The 14,930-nt window shown below is 34.6% G+C and carries 13 protein-coding genes and 3 pseudogenes; 8 read left to right on the top strand and 8 right to left on the bottom strand.

From position 1 onward, the window contains the following. Positions 1-250: 250 nt before the first annotated feature. Positions 251-721, bottom strand: coding sequence for a DinB family protein (locus DN410_RS11670; protein ID WP_149176624.1), 471 nt, complete (start codon positions 719-721; stop codon positions 251-253). A gap of 455 nt (positions 722-1,176) precedes the next feature. Here DN410_RS11670 and DN410_RS11665 point away from each other — a divergent pair, with 455 nt between their 5' ends. Then, positions 1,177-2,634 carry an aminotransferase class I/II-fold pyridoxal phosphate-dependent enzyme gene (locus DN410_RS11665; protein WP_149176623.1) on the top strand — a complete coding sequence of 486 codons (1,458 nt, stop codon included), beginning with the start codon at positions 1,177-1,179 and terminating at the stop codon, positions 2,632-2,634. 437 nt (positions 2,635-3,071) lie between these two features. Here the strand turns inward: DN410_RS11665 and DN410_RS11660 are convergent, their stop codons facing one another. Beyond that, on the bottom strand, positions 3,072-3,173 hold the full coding sequence (locus DN410_RS11660; protein ID WP_000505675.1) for a YjcZ family sporulation protein: 102 nt from the start codon (positions 3,171-3,173) through the stop codon (positions 3,072-3,074). Positions 3,174-3,477: 304 nt separating this feature from the next. On the opposite strand from DN410_RS11660, the gene DN410_RS11655 reads away from it, so the two are divergent. Continuing rightward, positions 3,478-4,212, top strand: a complete 735-nt coding sequence (locus DN410_RS11655; RefSeq protein WP_149176622.1) for a hypothetical protein — start codon at positions 3,478-3,480, stop codon at positions 4,210-4,212. A 396-nt stretch (positions 4,213-4,608) separates the two neighbouring features. Here DN410_RS11655 and DN410_RS11650 read toward each other — a convergent pair whose 3' ends face one another. Both DN410_RS11650 and DN410_RS11645 read right to left on the bottom strand, forming a co-directional pair. Then, positions 4,609-4,965, bottom strand: coding sequence for an ATPase (locus tag DN410_RS11650; protein WP_149176621.1), 357 nt, complete (start codon positions 4,963-4,965; stop codon positions 4,609-4,611). A 565-nt stretch (positions 4,966-5,530) separates the two neighbouring features. Beyond that, on the bottom strand, positions 5,531-5,854 hold the full coding sequence (locus DN410_RS11645; RefSeq protein ID WP_149176620.1) for a hypothetical protein: 324 nt from the start codon (positions 5,852-5,854) through the stop codon (positions 5,531-5,533). 210 nt (positions 5,855-6,064) lie between these two features. Between DN410_RS11645 and DN410_RS28445 the strand changes: the two are divergent. After that, a pseudogene (locus tag DN410_RS28445) lies at positions 6,065-6,327 on the top strand (hypothetical protein); the annotation flags it as partial. 143 nt (positions 6,328-6,470) lie between these two features. Next, positions 6,471-8,141, top strand: coding sequence for a ribonuclease J (locus DN410_RS11635; RefSeq protein WP_149176619.1), 1,671 nt, complete (start codon positions 6,471-6,473; stop codon positions 8,139-8,141). Between the two features lie 656 nt (positions 8,142-8,797). On the opposite strand, the gene DN410_RS11630 is transcribed toward DN410_RS11635, so the two are convergent. Then, the gene (locus DN410_RS11630; protein ID WP_149176618.1) at positions 8,798-10,444 is read right to left on the bottom strand and encodes an ABC transporter substrate-binding protein; all 1,647 of its coding nucleotides are present in this window, start codon (positions 10,442-10,444) and stop codon (positions 8,798-8,800) included. A 102-nt stretch (positions 10,445-10,546) separates the two neighbouring features. On the opposite strand from DN410_RS11630, the gene DN410_RS11625 reads away from it, so the two are divergent. From DN410_RS11625 to DN410_RS11615, 3 genes are all read left to right on the top strand, one after another. Next, the gene (locus tag DN410_RS11625; protein WP_149176617.1) at positions 10,547-11,800 is read left to right on the top strand and encodes an MDR family MFS transporter; all 1,254 of its coding nucleotides are present in this window, start codon (positions 10,547-10,549) and stop codon (positions 11,798-11,800) included. Positions 11,801-11,890: 90 nt separating this feature from the next. Next, a complete protein-coding gene (locus tag DN410_RS11620) occupies positions 11,891-12,463 on the top strand; it encodes a histidine phosphatase family protein (protein ID WP_149176616.1) in 573 nt (190 codons plus the stop codon). Positions 12,464-12,650: 187 nt separating this feature from the next. Continuing rightward, entirely contained in the window at positions 12,651-13,034 is a 384-nt protein-coding gene (locus tag DN410_RS11615; RefSeq protein WP_149176615.1) for a hypothetical protein, read from the top strand. A gap of 378 nt (positions 13,035-13,412) precedes the next feature. On the opposite strand, the pseudogene DN410_RS11610 reads toward DN410_RS11615, so the two are convergent. Continuing rightward, positions 13,413-13,721, bottom strand: a pseudogene (locus DN410_RS11610) (hypothetical protein); the annotation flags it as partial. On the opposite strand from DN410_RS11610, the pseudogene DN410_RS11605 reads away from it, so the two are divergent. Next, positions 13,704-13,985, top strand: a pseudogene (locus DN410_RS11605) (dUTP diphosphatase); the annotation flags it as partial. The pseudogenes DN410_RS11610 and DN410_RS11605 overlap by 18 nt on opposite strands. Positions 13,986-14,045: 60 nt before the next feature. Here the strand turns inward: DN410_RS11605 and DN410_RS11600 are convergent. Further along, positions 14,046-14,294: a hypothetical protein gene (locus DN410_RS11600; RefSeq protein WP_149176613.1), complete on the bottom strand. Its 249-nt coding sequence runs from the start codon at positions 14,292-14,294 to the stop codon at positions 14,046-14,048. Positions 14,295-14,471: 177 nt separating this feature from the next. Next, a complete protein-coding gene (locus DN410_RS11595) occupies positions 14,472-14,831 on the bottom strand; it encodes an FtsB family cell division protein (RefSeq protein ID WP_149176612.1) in 360 nt (119 codons plus the stop codon). Positions 14,832-14,930 lie beyond the last annotated feature (99 nt).

Here is a 14,930-nt window from a genome sequence, read left to right as displayed (position 1 = left end):
TCTTAAGAACTCTATTTTTTTGAAAAGAACTTCTATCTTGAACTGAAGAAATTTAGGATTTCTAAAATAACTAAGATCTAATTAACCATAGAGATATAAAATTTTTATTTTGGGGGTACTTCAGAATCTTAACTTGATAGCGATGGGATAACGCCAACAAAATGCGAATTTTGTACGCTAAGCAAAAAAACAATCAGCTGTCCACTTGGACAGCTGATTTACATAATTTTCGTTATTGGAAGTTATGTTATTAATCCCAAACATTAGGGCGTTCAATTTTCATTGTTCTTAAATAATCTAAGAGTTGTCCCGTATGAACTGCTTCATGATATGCTATACGCATTAACATATCCCCTAAAGAACGGATATACCCTACATTTGAACGATCAATTTTAATTGTATTTAGATCTTCATTAGAAAAAGAACGAACAGTATCTAAAAATTGTTTGTGATATATCTCAGCAAAATCCAGTTCATCTTCGATAGATAAAAAAGGTCTGTTTTCAAATGGAGAATTATACTCTTTCAGACTTCCCCTATTTTCAATAGCCAGATGATAATAATGTTCTGATTCCAGTACATGCCGAATCATCTCTAAACAAGTCATAGCTTTTTCATCTGGTTTCCAATCCAATTTATCGCTAGGAATTGTTTTCCATATCTTTATACTCCGTCTTCTAACTTCTGTTAAGTTTAATAACAATAAATCAATTGTATTCATTTATATTTCTCCTCTCACTTAGCCTCATAAACAAGTTTACTAAATTTTCTAAACAAATGACAAACATTCGTTCTTACCCATGAATATAATATTCATATAAGGTTAACATAACGTCTCATTATCGGTAGCAAAGAAAAGGGAAAAACCTACTTCCACAAAGGAACCTTCTTTTTTTGTTCTATGGATCTATGCATTTTTTTTATACGTTCCTATCCTGGCGCGGTTTTAGGGTTCTTGTTTGTTACTGGATTAGCCAAAAAAATGTATAAAAATTTACATACTCTTAGGTGGTTATTTTCCAAAATGCTGGCGGTACCCCCATAGATACTTCCTTTATGTAATTAACATTCTATTATAAGTAAATGTTATTATTAAAATAGTAAATATGTATTTTACTTATTTTTAATTTATCCTTAAAGTAAAGGAAACAATATAGATGGAGTGTCCCTGTTTATATGACTTCAACATTTGTTTTTGATAATGCAGAAGTAGGAGCACAACGCTTCGCAGGAGAAGATCCAGGATTTATGTGTTCACGCCTGGGGAATCCAAATGTAAGAGAACTGGAATCTGAAAAAATCCAACTAGATAAAGAAGGTGTAAAAATGCTAAACCCATTGGCTTTAGAATTAAATAATGTTATTGAAGAACGGAATAAACCAGTATATGAAATGTTTTCAATGTTAGGAAAATCCTTGTATTTCCCCAAAGGGATTGTCAGCCAAGCTGGAGAGGCAAGGGGGAAAGCTGACCGATTCAATGCAACAATCGGGATGGCTTCAGAGGGTGGACAACCCATGTATATAGATGTGATTCATAAAAACCTTTCCTCATATAATCCGAAAGACCTGTATCCGTATGCACCACCCGCGGGAAAACAGGAGCTGCGTGAGGTTTGGAGAAAAAAGCTTCTAAAGGATAATCCTTCCCTTGAAGGAAAGGAATTTGGTACCCCGATTGTGACGAATGGGCTGACCCATGGCTTGAGTATCGTATCCGACCTGTTTGTGGAAAAAGGCGATTCGATTATACTGCCAGATAAGTATTGGGATAACTATCATATACTTTTCAACATCCGCCACGACTGTGGGACCGTGACCTATCCTTTATTTACGAAAACAAACAAATTTAATGTAGAAGGTATGCTGAAGGCCCTTTTATCCTGCCAAAATGGTAAAGCGATTCTTGTGCTTAATTTTCCGAATAATCCTACCGGGTATACTCCTACGGTGAAAGAGGCAGAAGGAATTCTTGATGCCATCAAGCAGGCAGCGGATCTTGGGGTTAATATTGTTGCTGTTATGGATGATGCTTATTTTGGATTATATTACGAAGATTCAATCAAGGAATCTATATTTGCTCGTTTAGTAGGATTACACCCGAATGTCCTCCCAATTAAAATTGATGGGGCAACGAAAGAAGAGTATGCTTGGGGTTTTCGTGTTGGGTTTCTCACATTTGGAATTCAGGATCCTCTGGTTTTAGAAGCGTTGGAGAAAAAGACGATGGGTTCCATTCGAAGTACCATCTCATGCAGTCCACACCTTTCCCAAACAATCATTTTGGATGCCTTGTTACATCCTAAATTTGAAATGCAGCGCAGGGAGAGAAATAAAGTAATGGAAGACAGGGCCAGACGAGTCAAAGAGATCTTAGCTGACGGGAAATATGCGGATGAATTTGAACCTTATCCATTCAACTCAGGATATTTCGTATGCCTTCGCATAAAACATTCTGATGCTGAAACACTAAGGATCCACTTGCTCAATCAGTACGGAGTGGGTACCATCTCCCTTGCCAAGACAGACCTTCGGATTGCATTTTCCTGTGTGGAATTAAAGGATCTAGACCGCCTTTTTGAACTTATCTATCAGTCTTGTAAAGAATTGAATCAATGTTATATAAAGCTATGATATTTCAGAAGTTTTTCCTGAAGCATACCTCGTTGGAGAAGGAAATAATTGATTTTTGGATTGAGACCATATTTTAGTTATTCCATTATAGGGCGCTATTGTTGAAGATCAAAGGTAGAAAATTATCAAACTTTTTTATAAAACCGGAACTTAAATATGTTAGAAAAGAATCTATTTTGATCAATCCTTTTTTCAAAATAGATTCTTTTTACTTACCATAAAATACGGGTTTATGAGGTATTTTTGATCAAACTTTATTCCAAACCAACATCAGGGTGTATTTGATATGCCCATTTTTATAAAATCTATAAAAGATAATAAAAAACTATATAGAAAGACCGCATTTTGTATAAAAATATACCTTAAGTTGATGGATGTGGGTCAGTACCCCATAAAGAAAAGACACTCATAAATGAGTGTCTTTTCTGATAGTTTTTTTAGCAGAAGCAAGCAGCTCCAACTATGATTAATAAAATAAATAATACAACTACTAAAGCAAATCCTCCAGCAAAGCCGCCACAACTACCACCAAATCCCATAATAGTTCCTCCTTTAATGGGAGGGGAAAACACGGGGTCACTCATGTATTTTAGTGGATTCAATTTACTTTATGGTTTTACGCATGAATTGAGCAGGTCCTCTTGAAATAAAGAAAAGACACCCTAAGGTGTCTCCCTTCGACTTGATAACCGCATTTTATTTATTGGAGTATTATATTAACTTTCTATGAATATGATGTATATTCTCACTATTTATTAGATAATCCTGGATAAACATACAGGAACAAAAGCTCACTTTACATTATATATAATGAATATGGTAAGTAAAGGAGTCTGATTGTTTATGTCATCAAAAAATAGATTTAATCCTTGTGATATTTCTTGTGCGTTTCCGGTTCCTATTCCAGGAGAACAGGGAATTCCAGGTCCGGCAGGATCTACAGGACCTACTGGCCCGACTGGGATTACAGGAGTCACCGGACCGACTGGAACAACAGGTCCAACGGGTCCAACAGGAGAAACCGGGGTAACAGGTCTGACAGGAGTAACAGGTCCCACAGGAGCAACTGAGGGCTGTCTTTGTGATTGCTGTGTTTTCCCTATGCAGAACGTTTTACAACAACTTATGGGGCAGACTGTGATTCTTGCCACTATTGCAGACGCACCAAATGTAGCCCCTCGTTTCTTTTTATTCAATATTACTTCCGTGAATGATTTTTTAGTTACAGTCAAAGATCCAGTTAGCACCACAACTTTCGTGGTCAATATTTCTGATGTAATAGGGGTAGGATTTTCACTAACAGTACCCCCACTAACATTACTTCCACCTGCCGATTTAGGATGTGAGTGTGATTGTCGTGAACGACCAATTCGACAATTACTGGATACGTATATCGGATCTATAGTGAATCTTTTAGTAAGTAATGGTTCTATTGCAACAGGTTTTAATGTGGAACAAACAGCTCTTGGCATAGTGATAGGTACTTTACCAATACCTTTAAATCCAACTACACTCTTTAGATTCGCTATTTCCACCTGTCAAATTACAGCTGTGGATATAACTCCTACTGCGACGTAGTTCATTTCTATCAAGAGGTCAGGAAGTCTTTGTAGAATTTGCTTCAAACCAAAATGGAAAGCTTGCTTAATGATCATTTTTATATATTGCTGGAACGATATTATGTTAATAGATTAAGTAAAAACAAGAAGAGATCCAATCGGCGCTCTTCTTATTTTTGGTGAAATTGCACTTTTTTGTTTTGGAAATGCTTTCTTTTATGATGAAATCAAATCATAGTATATCTAGCGTTTTCAAGTACAATGGAACTACGACCTTGTTGACGTCCATCGTACTGCTCAAAAGCCCATTAGATATCGTTATATACCAATTGTAAAAAGAAAATATTGATGTATTGCCGTAAAAAAAGACACCCTAAGGTGTCTTCCTCCGGCTTGAATCACTTTACTTTTAAAACTAAAGAATCTGCGTTAGTTCTGAATTCAAGACTCGTTGTGCAGTAATAATAACATTACCAGGTGCTATTCCGTAGACACTGTATAAACCACCGTTTTGATTAGGAACAATTTCAACTTCGTATTGAAGAGCTTGTCCCAAAGTAGAGTGAACTAAACTTAGATTTACAAAACCGGAAGCATTAGCAGCCACATTAAAGTTTACCTGTTCGATTAATGTTCTTGTACCGTCAAGGCTAAAAGATCTAACTACCCCAGTAAGTGGACCTGCAGTACGATTGAGAATTTTAACCCTCGCTCTAGTTGCATTACTAGGTTGATTTCCTACGTTTTCAATTGGACCAGTAGAGAAAGGCATATTAAATTCACCTCCCACTAAATTAAAGGATTAATAATCTATAGATTATAGTTTCATAGTATTCAATACTTTATTAAAATGATCTAAATCAATTAACCATTTTATTTTAATAATAAAAAATAAAGTTTACATAACCTTATGCTTTTTAATGATGAATGAGCAGGTCCTTTAAGAAATAAAAAAAGACACCCTAAGGTGCCTTCCTCCGACTTGAACCACTTTAATTTTAATAATATGTATTGGACTCCCATCCAAACAGTATTTTATCATGTTAAGTAATATTGGTCATTGAGAAAAAAGAAAAAGCCCTATATAGGGGTATCACCACACGACCAGCCAGCACTCACACCCAAAAACAGGAGGGAATGATAAAATGTAGTTTAAGGAGGGGGAAGAATGAAAAATGTGCATAGATGGTTAAATTATTTTGGTTTTATATGTGTGTGCATGTCTAGCTTCGGCTTTTTTTTACCAAAATACTTGGGGGTATTTCAAAATCTCAAGTTGATGGGTATGTGACGGTGCCTCATACTCACCAAGCTAGTTAGTGTATGTTAAGTAGACCTTATTGATTTGTATATCTCATCCATCCACCTTCAGATTGTTTCGCTTTATACTTCCCATAAGACAGAAGCTTCATTGCCGAGCGATTGGCCGCATGAAAAACCAAGTTCAGCTTCCATTCTTCCTCCATTTCACTGGGATAGGTGGTGGATTCATAAACATAATAACCCGCCATGATACAGGGGATTACTTGCTCCGGTTCAAATCCATAAGCAGTTGCATCATCCACAACCAAATCAATGATGCATTGGTTTCTATCTTTAACTTTTTTCTGGAGTAATTTTTTTACCGATTCTGGTACTAATTCTAATATTTTATCCTTCATGTCAGTCACCTCATCTTTTATCATTTCCAGATAGCCTGGGGATATGTGTCAAACAGAATGAAATTCCAACCGTAATTGCACAGGTTTAACAAGATCTTAAGGACTATATCACCCTAAAAGGGAAAATGGCTTTAAATCCAAGAAATCTGGTGAGACAGGGAGAAACGTATTCTTTCATGTTGTATTCGATTGGAACGAAACAATTTAAATGTAGGAAAACGTGTCGTGTTTAAAGTGGATAACCTAAGTTTCTATGATTCTCCATATTGGCAGGATAATAATGTTGTAGGCATCTGTAGATGCAGGATTAGGATTTACTATAGACGCAAAAGTAACTGTCAATGGATCCACAATATAAAATACACAACAGCAAAGGCAAAACTAAAAGGCATGAGTCCGGTACAATATCAGACCCATGCTCAAGAAGCTGCCTCACTGGGAGGAAAGACCTCGATAACGATGTGGGAAACTAAGACATCAATGTTGTAGTCATTATTTTTAAGAAAAAACAAGTCTAGAGTTTCCTTTTTTATAGGAAGCTCGAGCATTCAACCCGCTGATAAAAGGAAACCCAAAGGGCATACTAAGATTATATTAAAAATGGGAGGATATAAATTTGAGTACAATAGAAAATGCAGTATCTATCTTCGCCTTAGGCGGCTTGAATGAAATCGGGAAAAATATGTATGCAATCGAATATTCAAACGATATCGTGATTATCGACTGTGGCAATAAGTTTCCAGATGAAAGTTTATTAGGAATTGATTTGATTATCCCTGATATAGCTTACTTAGTAGAAAATAAAGATAAAGTCAGGGCTTTAATTGTCACACATGGACATGAAGATCATATCGGGGGGATCCCGTTCTTCTTAAAAAAGTTGAATGTACCCGTTTATGCCACACGCTTCACACTAGGATTAATTGAAATCAAATTAAAAGAACATAAACTTCTAGGAGAAAGTGAACTTATTGAAATCAACTCAAACTCAAACTTGACAATCGGAGGAATGAGTGTAAGTTTTTTTAAAGTGACCCATAGTATTCCTGATTGCTTGGGGATAGTCTTTCACACACCAGAGGGTAATATTGTACATACGGGGGATTTCAAGTTCGATTTAACCCCTGCGAATAATGAGAATTCGGATATTCATAAAATGGCTGAAATCGGCAAACACGGGGTCTTGCTTCTATTGTCTGAGAGTACCAATGCAGAGCGTCCTGGTTTGACCCCATCGGAACAAATGGTAGGTGAACATGTAGAAGCAGTTTTCATGAAAGCTGAACGCAAAGTTATTGTTTCTACCTTTGCTTCAAATATTAGTCGCGTTCAGCAAGTCGTGAATGCAGCGCAAAAAACAAATCGAAAACTTGCGTTGCTTGGACGAAGTATGGTTAATGTCGTAGAGGTTGCTATGGAACGTGGTTATTTAACAGTTCCAGATGGAATGTTAATTGCCCCACATGAAATCAATGAAATGGCTCCTGAAAGGATGGCCATTTTATGCACGGGGAGTCAAGGAGAGCCATTGGCTGCTCTTGCTCGCCTGTCCACTGGAAACTTTCGCGGTGTCGACATTTTACCTGAAGATACGGTTATCTTTGCAGCAGGTCCAATACCCGGGAATGAACGAAATATCACAAGTATCGTAGACAACTTATTTGCACTTGGAGCCAAAGTGATTTATGGATCAGGAAGTACATCCGGAATGCATGTTTCTGGCCATGGTTATCAAGAAGATTTAAAACTAATGCTTACATTAATGAAACCAAAATATTTTATTCCCATTCACGGTGAATTTAGAATGCTACACCATCACCGTTTGTTAGCTGAATCTGTTGGAGTGGAGCAAGGAAACACGTTTATCATCAATAATGGGGATGTCGTCGATATTGAACATACCATTGCCCGTCAGACCCGGAAAATACCGGTGGGGAATACATACATAGACGGGGGAGATGTCGATAATATTGGGGAAATTGTGTTACGAGACCGCAAACAACTTTCCGAGGATGGGATGCTCATGATTGTTTTAACTATGAGCAAATCGGAAGGAAAACTGATTTCTGAACCCGATACCATTTCTCGTGGATTTGTGGATAGAGATTTCTCAGAACTCCGAAGAGACGTTAATCGACTTACTATAAAAACTGTTAACGAGCTACAAGAAGCAAATAGAAACTCATGGAATGTAATGAAAAAACAAATAAAAAAATCAATACGACAATATGTATATACACATACTAAGAAAAAGCCAATGATTGTTCCTATACTTATTGAAATTTAATAGGGGGAAGTTTTAAAAGAATTAATTGATCTTCAACAATTGGGAGCTTTAATGGAGGAATGATCACAAAAATTATCAAACTTTTTTATAAAAGGATGATTTAATTGAATATAGAAAAAGCGTGTTTTGAACAATCTTTTTTCGAATCGCGCTTTTTTTATTTGCTCTTTTATCAAGGTTTATTAAGTTAATTTAATCAAACTTTATTTCAAGACTACACTTAGTTCTAAGTTTAAATTAAAAAGAAAAGAGGAGTAATGATTTAGCGTAAAAAAAGACACCCAAAGGTGCCTTCCTTCGACTTGAACCATCTTAATTTTAATAATATGTATTGGACTCCCATTCAAATGATATTTTACCAAGTTGAGGTTGCGTCATATCATCATCAAGCTTAGAAATCGATGGTTCCTCAAAACGAAAAAACGAGCTAATTTCTCATAGTTAACAGTGGAGAGATAATAATTTTGTTTTGTTAGTCCTTCAAAATATTGAAAAAATGGAGATGGTGTTATTTATTGTTTAAGTTGATGATTCTAAGATACCAATTTAATTGACCTGATAGCGATGTATCCGTACTCCCCGAAAATTCACCTTTGGCCTCAGGGAAATTAAATAGGGTAATAATTATTACAAGTGGATTAGGTTTCTTGTGAATTTTAAATTAAAGGTCTTATCCAAAGTTGAGAAAAATCCACATACCCAAAATATTTCATCTTAATATTCGTTAAATCTGATGAAAAAGGAATTTGCCGTGTATCATCGTATAAGGGAATCATAATAGAGGATTCTATCAGTTCTTTTTCAAGATTCTTATTTAATAAAGCCCACTCTTCAAAAGGTGTATGTTTATATTTAGATAGTTGTTTTCTTAGTGATTTATTTGTTTTTAACACTTTAGCCAATGGTGAATATCTAGCTGTTAAAAAATAATAAAATGATATCTCTTGATTCATCTCGAATACTTCACCATGAATAAAAAGATCGACTTGTTCATTAAGCTTTTCATCCCTAAGATAGTTTTCAAATGGAACCCATTTGACTTGAAAAGGTATATTTTCTTTTTCTAAGATATGCATTAACCATTTTGTAGTCGCTTCTGTATACTGAGTAGCTTTTATAATAAGTGGTTCTTTAAATTCGGGACGTTTTCTTTTTGGAATATTGACTTGATGATCTATGTCTTTCAAACAGCTATTAACATTTGGGGATTTTTGAGAATCATATTCATGAATATGATTTATATTGTTAGCGATAATCGAATGTAAGTAATTACGAACATCAATGTGCTGAATGGAAGAATCGCGCCAAGCATTCATAATTATAACGCCAAAACCTGAATTCCTTTCTACTTGAAAGGTAGAATTACATTTATGGTGTTTGGAAGATTGATAAATAGTATCAAATTCTAGAGGGACCTGAATGAATTCTACTATATCTAGCAAAGGTCTTTCTTGAAAATAATCATGAAATGCTATTAATGATGTTTTTTCCAGGTTATTCTCTCCTATATAAAAACCACCGCTTCCTATGATTTGACCGTTATTTTCTTTATAAATACTTGTATTTATCATGCATAACATTTGTAAACAATAACTACACCCCTTTGGGTAATGTATATCAATAATTAATGGTGAAACAACCTCTATTTTTTCTATGGGTGCCCATAAGTCTTTATAGTATGTATGACTGCGTAATTTTGAGAGACATTGTTTCACATCAGACGCTGTTAAGATGGATCCATCATGAAATTTTATAGACTTTTTTAAATATAGTCTAAGCGTAGATTGAGTTAAATCCCAACTGTGAGCTATTTCAGGTAATATGTTCCCCTTTTTATCCATATAAACAAGTCGATTGAAAACGTTCGCGACAATATGTGCACTATGTACATCGGCAGCCTCGAGCGGATGTGTTGTTAAAAAGGGATTTCTTCTAGGAATAATTAATTTATCATCTGAGTTATGTATATAGCCAAATTTTGAATGAAACTTAGTCATCAAGCGTAGTTTACTGTTTGGAGACCAATTATATAGTAAATATTTAATACTTTTTTCAACAGGCTGTTGGTCCATAATTTCCATTACTTGTGACTCATAGATTTGTTCTATATTTTTCAACCATTGGAGAGAGGAGGGATTTCCTCTACCTTTTCCAGGAATGAAAGTCAGCCAACCTTCATCCATCCATTTATGTAAGTAACGTACTGTTTGCTTTGTACTTAAATTTAAAAAATCTGCTAGGTCTTGTATTTTTATATTTCCTGAAGAAAATGATTGCCATAGATTCAGTAAAGTTTTATCCATTTTCCTATCTCCCTTTATAAGTGGACATGTTTTTCTGAAGGTGTCCATTTTTAATTTGATAAGTCTAGTTTAATATAACATTAGACAAGGGGAGGAGATACGATGAGTTGGAGAGAATTTGAGCAAAATATAAAAGTACGCTTAATTACATCATTTTTTAATCGTGCTGTTACATCAGCAGTAATGCCTTTCATGGCATTGTTTTTTGCTCAAGAAATAAATAAAGTATGGGCCGGGTTATTTTTAATCTTAACGGTTATTTTAAGTTTTTTTTCAAATTTAATTGGAGGTTACATTTCAGATCGATTTCAACGAAAGAAAATCTTATTATTAACTTCTTTTTCTAGTACTTTAATGTTTTTATTTATGACTTTAAGCCTATTTCCTACAAATAAGATAATTTGGTTATTTGCAATCGCTTATGTAGGTTTTATAATAACTAGCAGTCTGGGGCGCCCATCCATGCAAGCTATCATCATAGATTCAACTACACCGGAAAATCGAAAGGCTGTCTATACAATTGACTATTGGCTTATGAATCTTTCTATGGCAATTGGTGCAGCATTAGGTGGTTTTTTATACATTCATCACCAAAAAGAGTTATTTATATTACTGACTTTTGTTTCTGCTACATTACCAATTGCTTATAAAATTTGGCTAGTTGAAGAAGTTAAAGGATGCGTAGAAAAAAGGCATGGAAATATAGTACGCGATCTAATTCAAAATTATAAAGTTGCTATTCAAGATAGAGCATTTTTAAGAGTTGTAATAGGATCTACCTGCATATTTGCAGCAGAGTTTTCTTTAAACAGTTATATTGGTGTACGACTTTCAGAAACATTCAATCCAATAAGCATTGGGAACTTTGAGATAGTAGGAGTGAGGATGCTAAGTATTCTTAACATACAAAATATGCTTTTAGTAGTATGTTTAACGTTTATTGTACATAAATTTACAAATCATCTAAGTGGAAAAAAAGCGTTACTTTTAGGTCTTGTGCTTTATGGGGTAGGTTATGTGGCAGTAACATCTGCAAACACCTGGTACGTACTGATTATTTTTAACTTTATTGCTACTGTTGGGGAACTTGTCTACTCACCAATTAGAAATGCAGAACAAGCTAATATGATTCCTGCTGACAAGAGAGGATCATATTCAGCCTTTGCGGGTCTATCATATATTGGGGCGGATCTAATTGCAAGAATGACTATTATCGTCGGTGCATTCTTAATTCCTACGATGATGTCTGTTTATATTGGTATGATTGTAATAATAGGGGCGTTTTTCCTATATAAGGGCCTGTTTGTTAGAACTAATAGTCAATCACAGGAAAGATTGAATAAAATTTCAATATAATATAATGCTTAAAATGAAATATACACTATTCTTTCTATAGAATCGTAGGATAGGTGTGTAAAGAGGGATTATACAACTTTGGAGGTAATTATGAAAACTTTCATATATATGGTGAGACACGGGGATTCACCAAAATTTGGGAAAGAACAAACAAGAGGATTAACTGAAAGAGGAAAATTAGATGTTCAACGAATAACAGATGCATTACAAGAGGAGGGAATCGACGTTGTTATCTCAAGTCCATACGATCGTTCAATTCTAACTGTTCAGCAGTTAGCGAAGCAAATAGGACAAGAAGTTTTAGTATTTGAGGACTTAAAAGAAAGAATTTTTATTGCTGAAGAGGAACGAATGTCGGATAAAGAATTATTCCCTTTGATAAAAAAGTCATTCTTAGACCCCGACTTTGCTTTAATGGGAGGAGAGTCTAATATCGAATGTCAGAAACGTGCTATAAAAGTCTTAAAAGAATTATTACACACCTATCGAGGACAGAAAGTAGTATTAGGCACTCATGGAGCTGTTATGACTTTGATGATGGGATATTATGACAGTAAGTATGATTTTAATTTTTTACTACAGACATCAAAACCAGATATATATAGAATGGAATTCAATGGACAGGAATTGGTGGAGGTTAAAAGATTGTGGGAAATTTCATAGATTGACTTTATTCATCCATAGCTTCTCCCAATGACGTGTATTATAAGCAATAGGGTTACTGCGGTAACTCTTTTTCTTATGGCACTGACGGGGGATTGATTTCAACAATCTAAAAAATTCGGTTCCTTAGCGTACAAAATTCAAGTTTTGTTCTTGCTATCTCGAGGTGAAATGGGAGGGAATGTTTTTGGGCAGGATGCTTTTAAAGTTATTTTTTAAATCAATCCTATTTTTTTTCTTATGCGGTATTGTTGTTTATTCTATATTTCAGATTATTTTTGTCTGGAGTGTTTCGACAGGATTAGGGAGGGATGACATAGTCGGATTTTCTGATAATAAGTATGTAATTGGCCGCCCGCCTGTTAGCTATAATTTATATAAAAAAGATAGTGGAGAAACTATATTAGATAATGTTATTGGTTATAAAAAGGAGAAAACTAAAAGCTATGTTCGAAATGAAGTTGAATTTGTAGTGATAGATGAGATAAAGGGTAGCTATGAACTGTATAAAATAGAAAATGCTTCAGAAAAGGAGATAGCACGGCTGAAAGAAATTAAGAAATTAGAATAATAGAGACTATCTGAAAGGTAAAGAAGCATACTTGTTATTGTTAGATCTAAAAAATGGTTTAGACTGATAACTGAGTTTTATTTCATGAAAAGAGTCATTATTAAAATAAAGTATTAGGGGTTCAGTCCCATCGCCATCAAGCTAATATTTTGCATCACCACCAAAACAAAAAAATTATCTCTCGACAGTTATATATGAGAATTAAGCACATTTTTTCGTTTTGGGGTGAATCTGTTTTCTTAAGTTGATGGGCATGGGGTAGGTCCCCTATAAAAAAAGACACCCAAAGGTGCCTTCCTCCGACTTGAACCATCTTAATTTTAATAATATGTATTGGACTCCAATCCAAATGTTGTTTTACTATGTTAAGTTATTTTATTACGAGCTGCACATATTTGCTTTTTCTTGGTACTTTACAATACTATCTTTTATAGCCGGATTCTGTTCGGCATTTTTTAATTGTTCGAGAACATTTTTCGCATCGTCACAACTCATTTTTTCTCGTTCTTTATCTTCAAATGATTGCGCTCTCCTTTTTGCGTACTCTAAACTCTCTTGTTCTTCACGTGCTTCTTTCTCTGTCTTTTTTTGTTTTTGCACTTGTGCTTCTTGTTGTTTATGGGATTGTTCCTGCTTTTGACGTTGTTGTTCTTCTTGCTTCGCTTTTTCTTCAGCCTGTCGTTGCGCCCGCATAGCGGTATGACGCGTGATACAAAGTTACGAGTGGTGCTTGGAACTGTAGATAGTGGTTTTAGAGGAGAGATTGTTGTTCTAGTTGATAACATTGAAGTTCCTAAAGAAGCAAGTATGCAAGCCCAGGTAATTGAAAGGGGAACTAGTCTTGCTCAAGGCGTTATAGCGCCAGTGGAAACAGCTCATTTTGTAGAAGTGGACGAGCTATTGGATAGCGAACGTGGTGTTGGTGGATTCGGATCTACAGGGGTAAAGTAAAACGAAATTTGAATTTTATTAAAAAAGAGCACTATCGAAAGTGCTCTTAGAAAATCTATTTTATATTCTGTTTTGAGCTACGATTTTAATATTTTCTGGTGGAATGATATCTTGAATTTTTTCTTTTAAATCTACTTGGACCATTTCGTCAAGATGTTCAAGCGAAACTTCAAAATTTATGCATTCCGCAGTTGAGATGTTTAATAAAGAATAATTTTCATTCTTTTTAACAACAAGATATTGTGATTGATCTGTAATTACAATACATCCTTGTTGAATTCCTAATTTACGATTATCTTCAAAAGTCATAAATATATCTCCTAACACTTTTCTGATAGGAATTGTACTACAGAAAAATGTTAGCGTCTAGTCAGTCTTATGTAAGAAATAAAGTCAAACAAAAGCGTTATTTAATAGAATTTTGATAAAAAGCGATGATCATTAAATCGCTCCATGATTTATGAACATCACTTATGTACTGAAAAGCTATTCAGTTATTTGAAATATAGTTTCATCAGGTCTGGAGAATCCATATAATTTCCTTGCGAACTTTAAAATACCTTCTTCACTCTCTGTTAAAGCTTTAATATCGTTTTCAAAATAACGTCCTGTAATTTCTAATTCAGATAACCTTTTCTTTTCTTTATTAAGTGTAATTTGTTTTTCTTGAATCATTTGTTCTTGCTTATAAATGCAGATTTGAATGGAAATAACCATAGGTAGCATAAAAGCAAGCGCTAATAAAAGACGACGTCTTAGCTTTTTATTCGTTTGTTGATTCTTATTAGGATTAATTTGTTTTTTTGAGATTGATTGTTGAGGTGATAAATTTGGGACATTCCCCATTTTAATGCCTCCATTACTTATGTATAGAATTTAAATTGCTAAAAGTATTATATATGCTAAATAGATAATTTTGAACCTATTTAGGTAAAGAGAGGTTTT

The organism is Bacillus sp. SH5-2 (genome assembly GCF_008368905.1).
Lineage (GTDB): Bacteria > Bacillota > Bacilli > Bacillales > Bacillaceae_G > Bacillus_A > Bacillus_A luti.
Note: the sequence above shows the minus strand (reverse complement) of the source record. Positions and strands in the feature narration are given on the sequence as shown.

What these genes read in the sequence shown, in the direction of transcription:
- DN410_RS11600 (WP_149176613.1), bottom strand. Translation starts at nt 14,294, where the DNA reads ATGACTTTTGAAGATAATCGTAAATTAGGAATTCAACAAGGATGTATT.
- DN410_RS11670 (WP_149176624.1), bottom strand. Translation starts at nt 721, where the DNA reads ATGAATACAATTGATTTATTGTTATTAAACTTAACAGAAGTTAGAAGA.
- DN410_RS11645 (WP_149176620.1), bottom strand. Translation starts at nt 5,854, where the DNA reads ATGAAGGATAAAATATTAGAATTAGTACCAGAATCGGTAAAAAAATTA.
- DN410_RS11665 (WP_149176623.1), top strand. Translation starts at nt 1,177, where the DNA reads ATGACTTCAACATTTGTTTTTGATAATGCAGAAGTAGGAGCACAACGC.
- DN410_RS11660 (WP_000505675.1), bottom strand. Translation starts at nt 3,173, where the DNA reads ATGGGATTTGGTGGTAGTTGTGGCGGCTTTGCTGGAGGATTTGCTTTA.
- DN410_RS11620 (WP_149176616.1), top strand. Translation starts at nt 11,891, where the DNA reads ATGAAAACTTTCATATATATGGTGAGACACGGGGATTCACCAAAATTT.
- DN410_RS11630 (WP_149176618.1), bottom strand. Translation starts at nt 10,444, where the DNA reads ATGGATAAAACTTTACTGAATCTATGGCAATCATTTTCTTCAGGAAAT.
- DN410_RS11650 (WP_149176621.1), bottom strand. Translation starts at nt 4,965, where the DNA reads ATGCCTTTCTCTACTGGTCCAATTGAAAACGTAGGAAATCAACCTAGT.
- DN410_RS11625 (WP_149176617.1), top strand. Translation starts at nt 10,547, where the DNA reads ATGAGTTGGAGAGAATTTGAGCAAAATATAAAAGTACGCTTAATTACA.
- DN410_RS11655 (WP_149176622.1), top strand. Translation starts at nt 3,478, where the DNA reads ATGTCATCAAAAAATAGATTTAATCCTTGTGATATTTCTTGTGCGTTT.
- DN410_RS11595 (WP_149176612.1), bottom strand. Translation starts at nt 14,831, where the DNA reads ATGGGGAATGTCCCAAATTTATCACCTCAACAATCAATCTCAAAAAAA.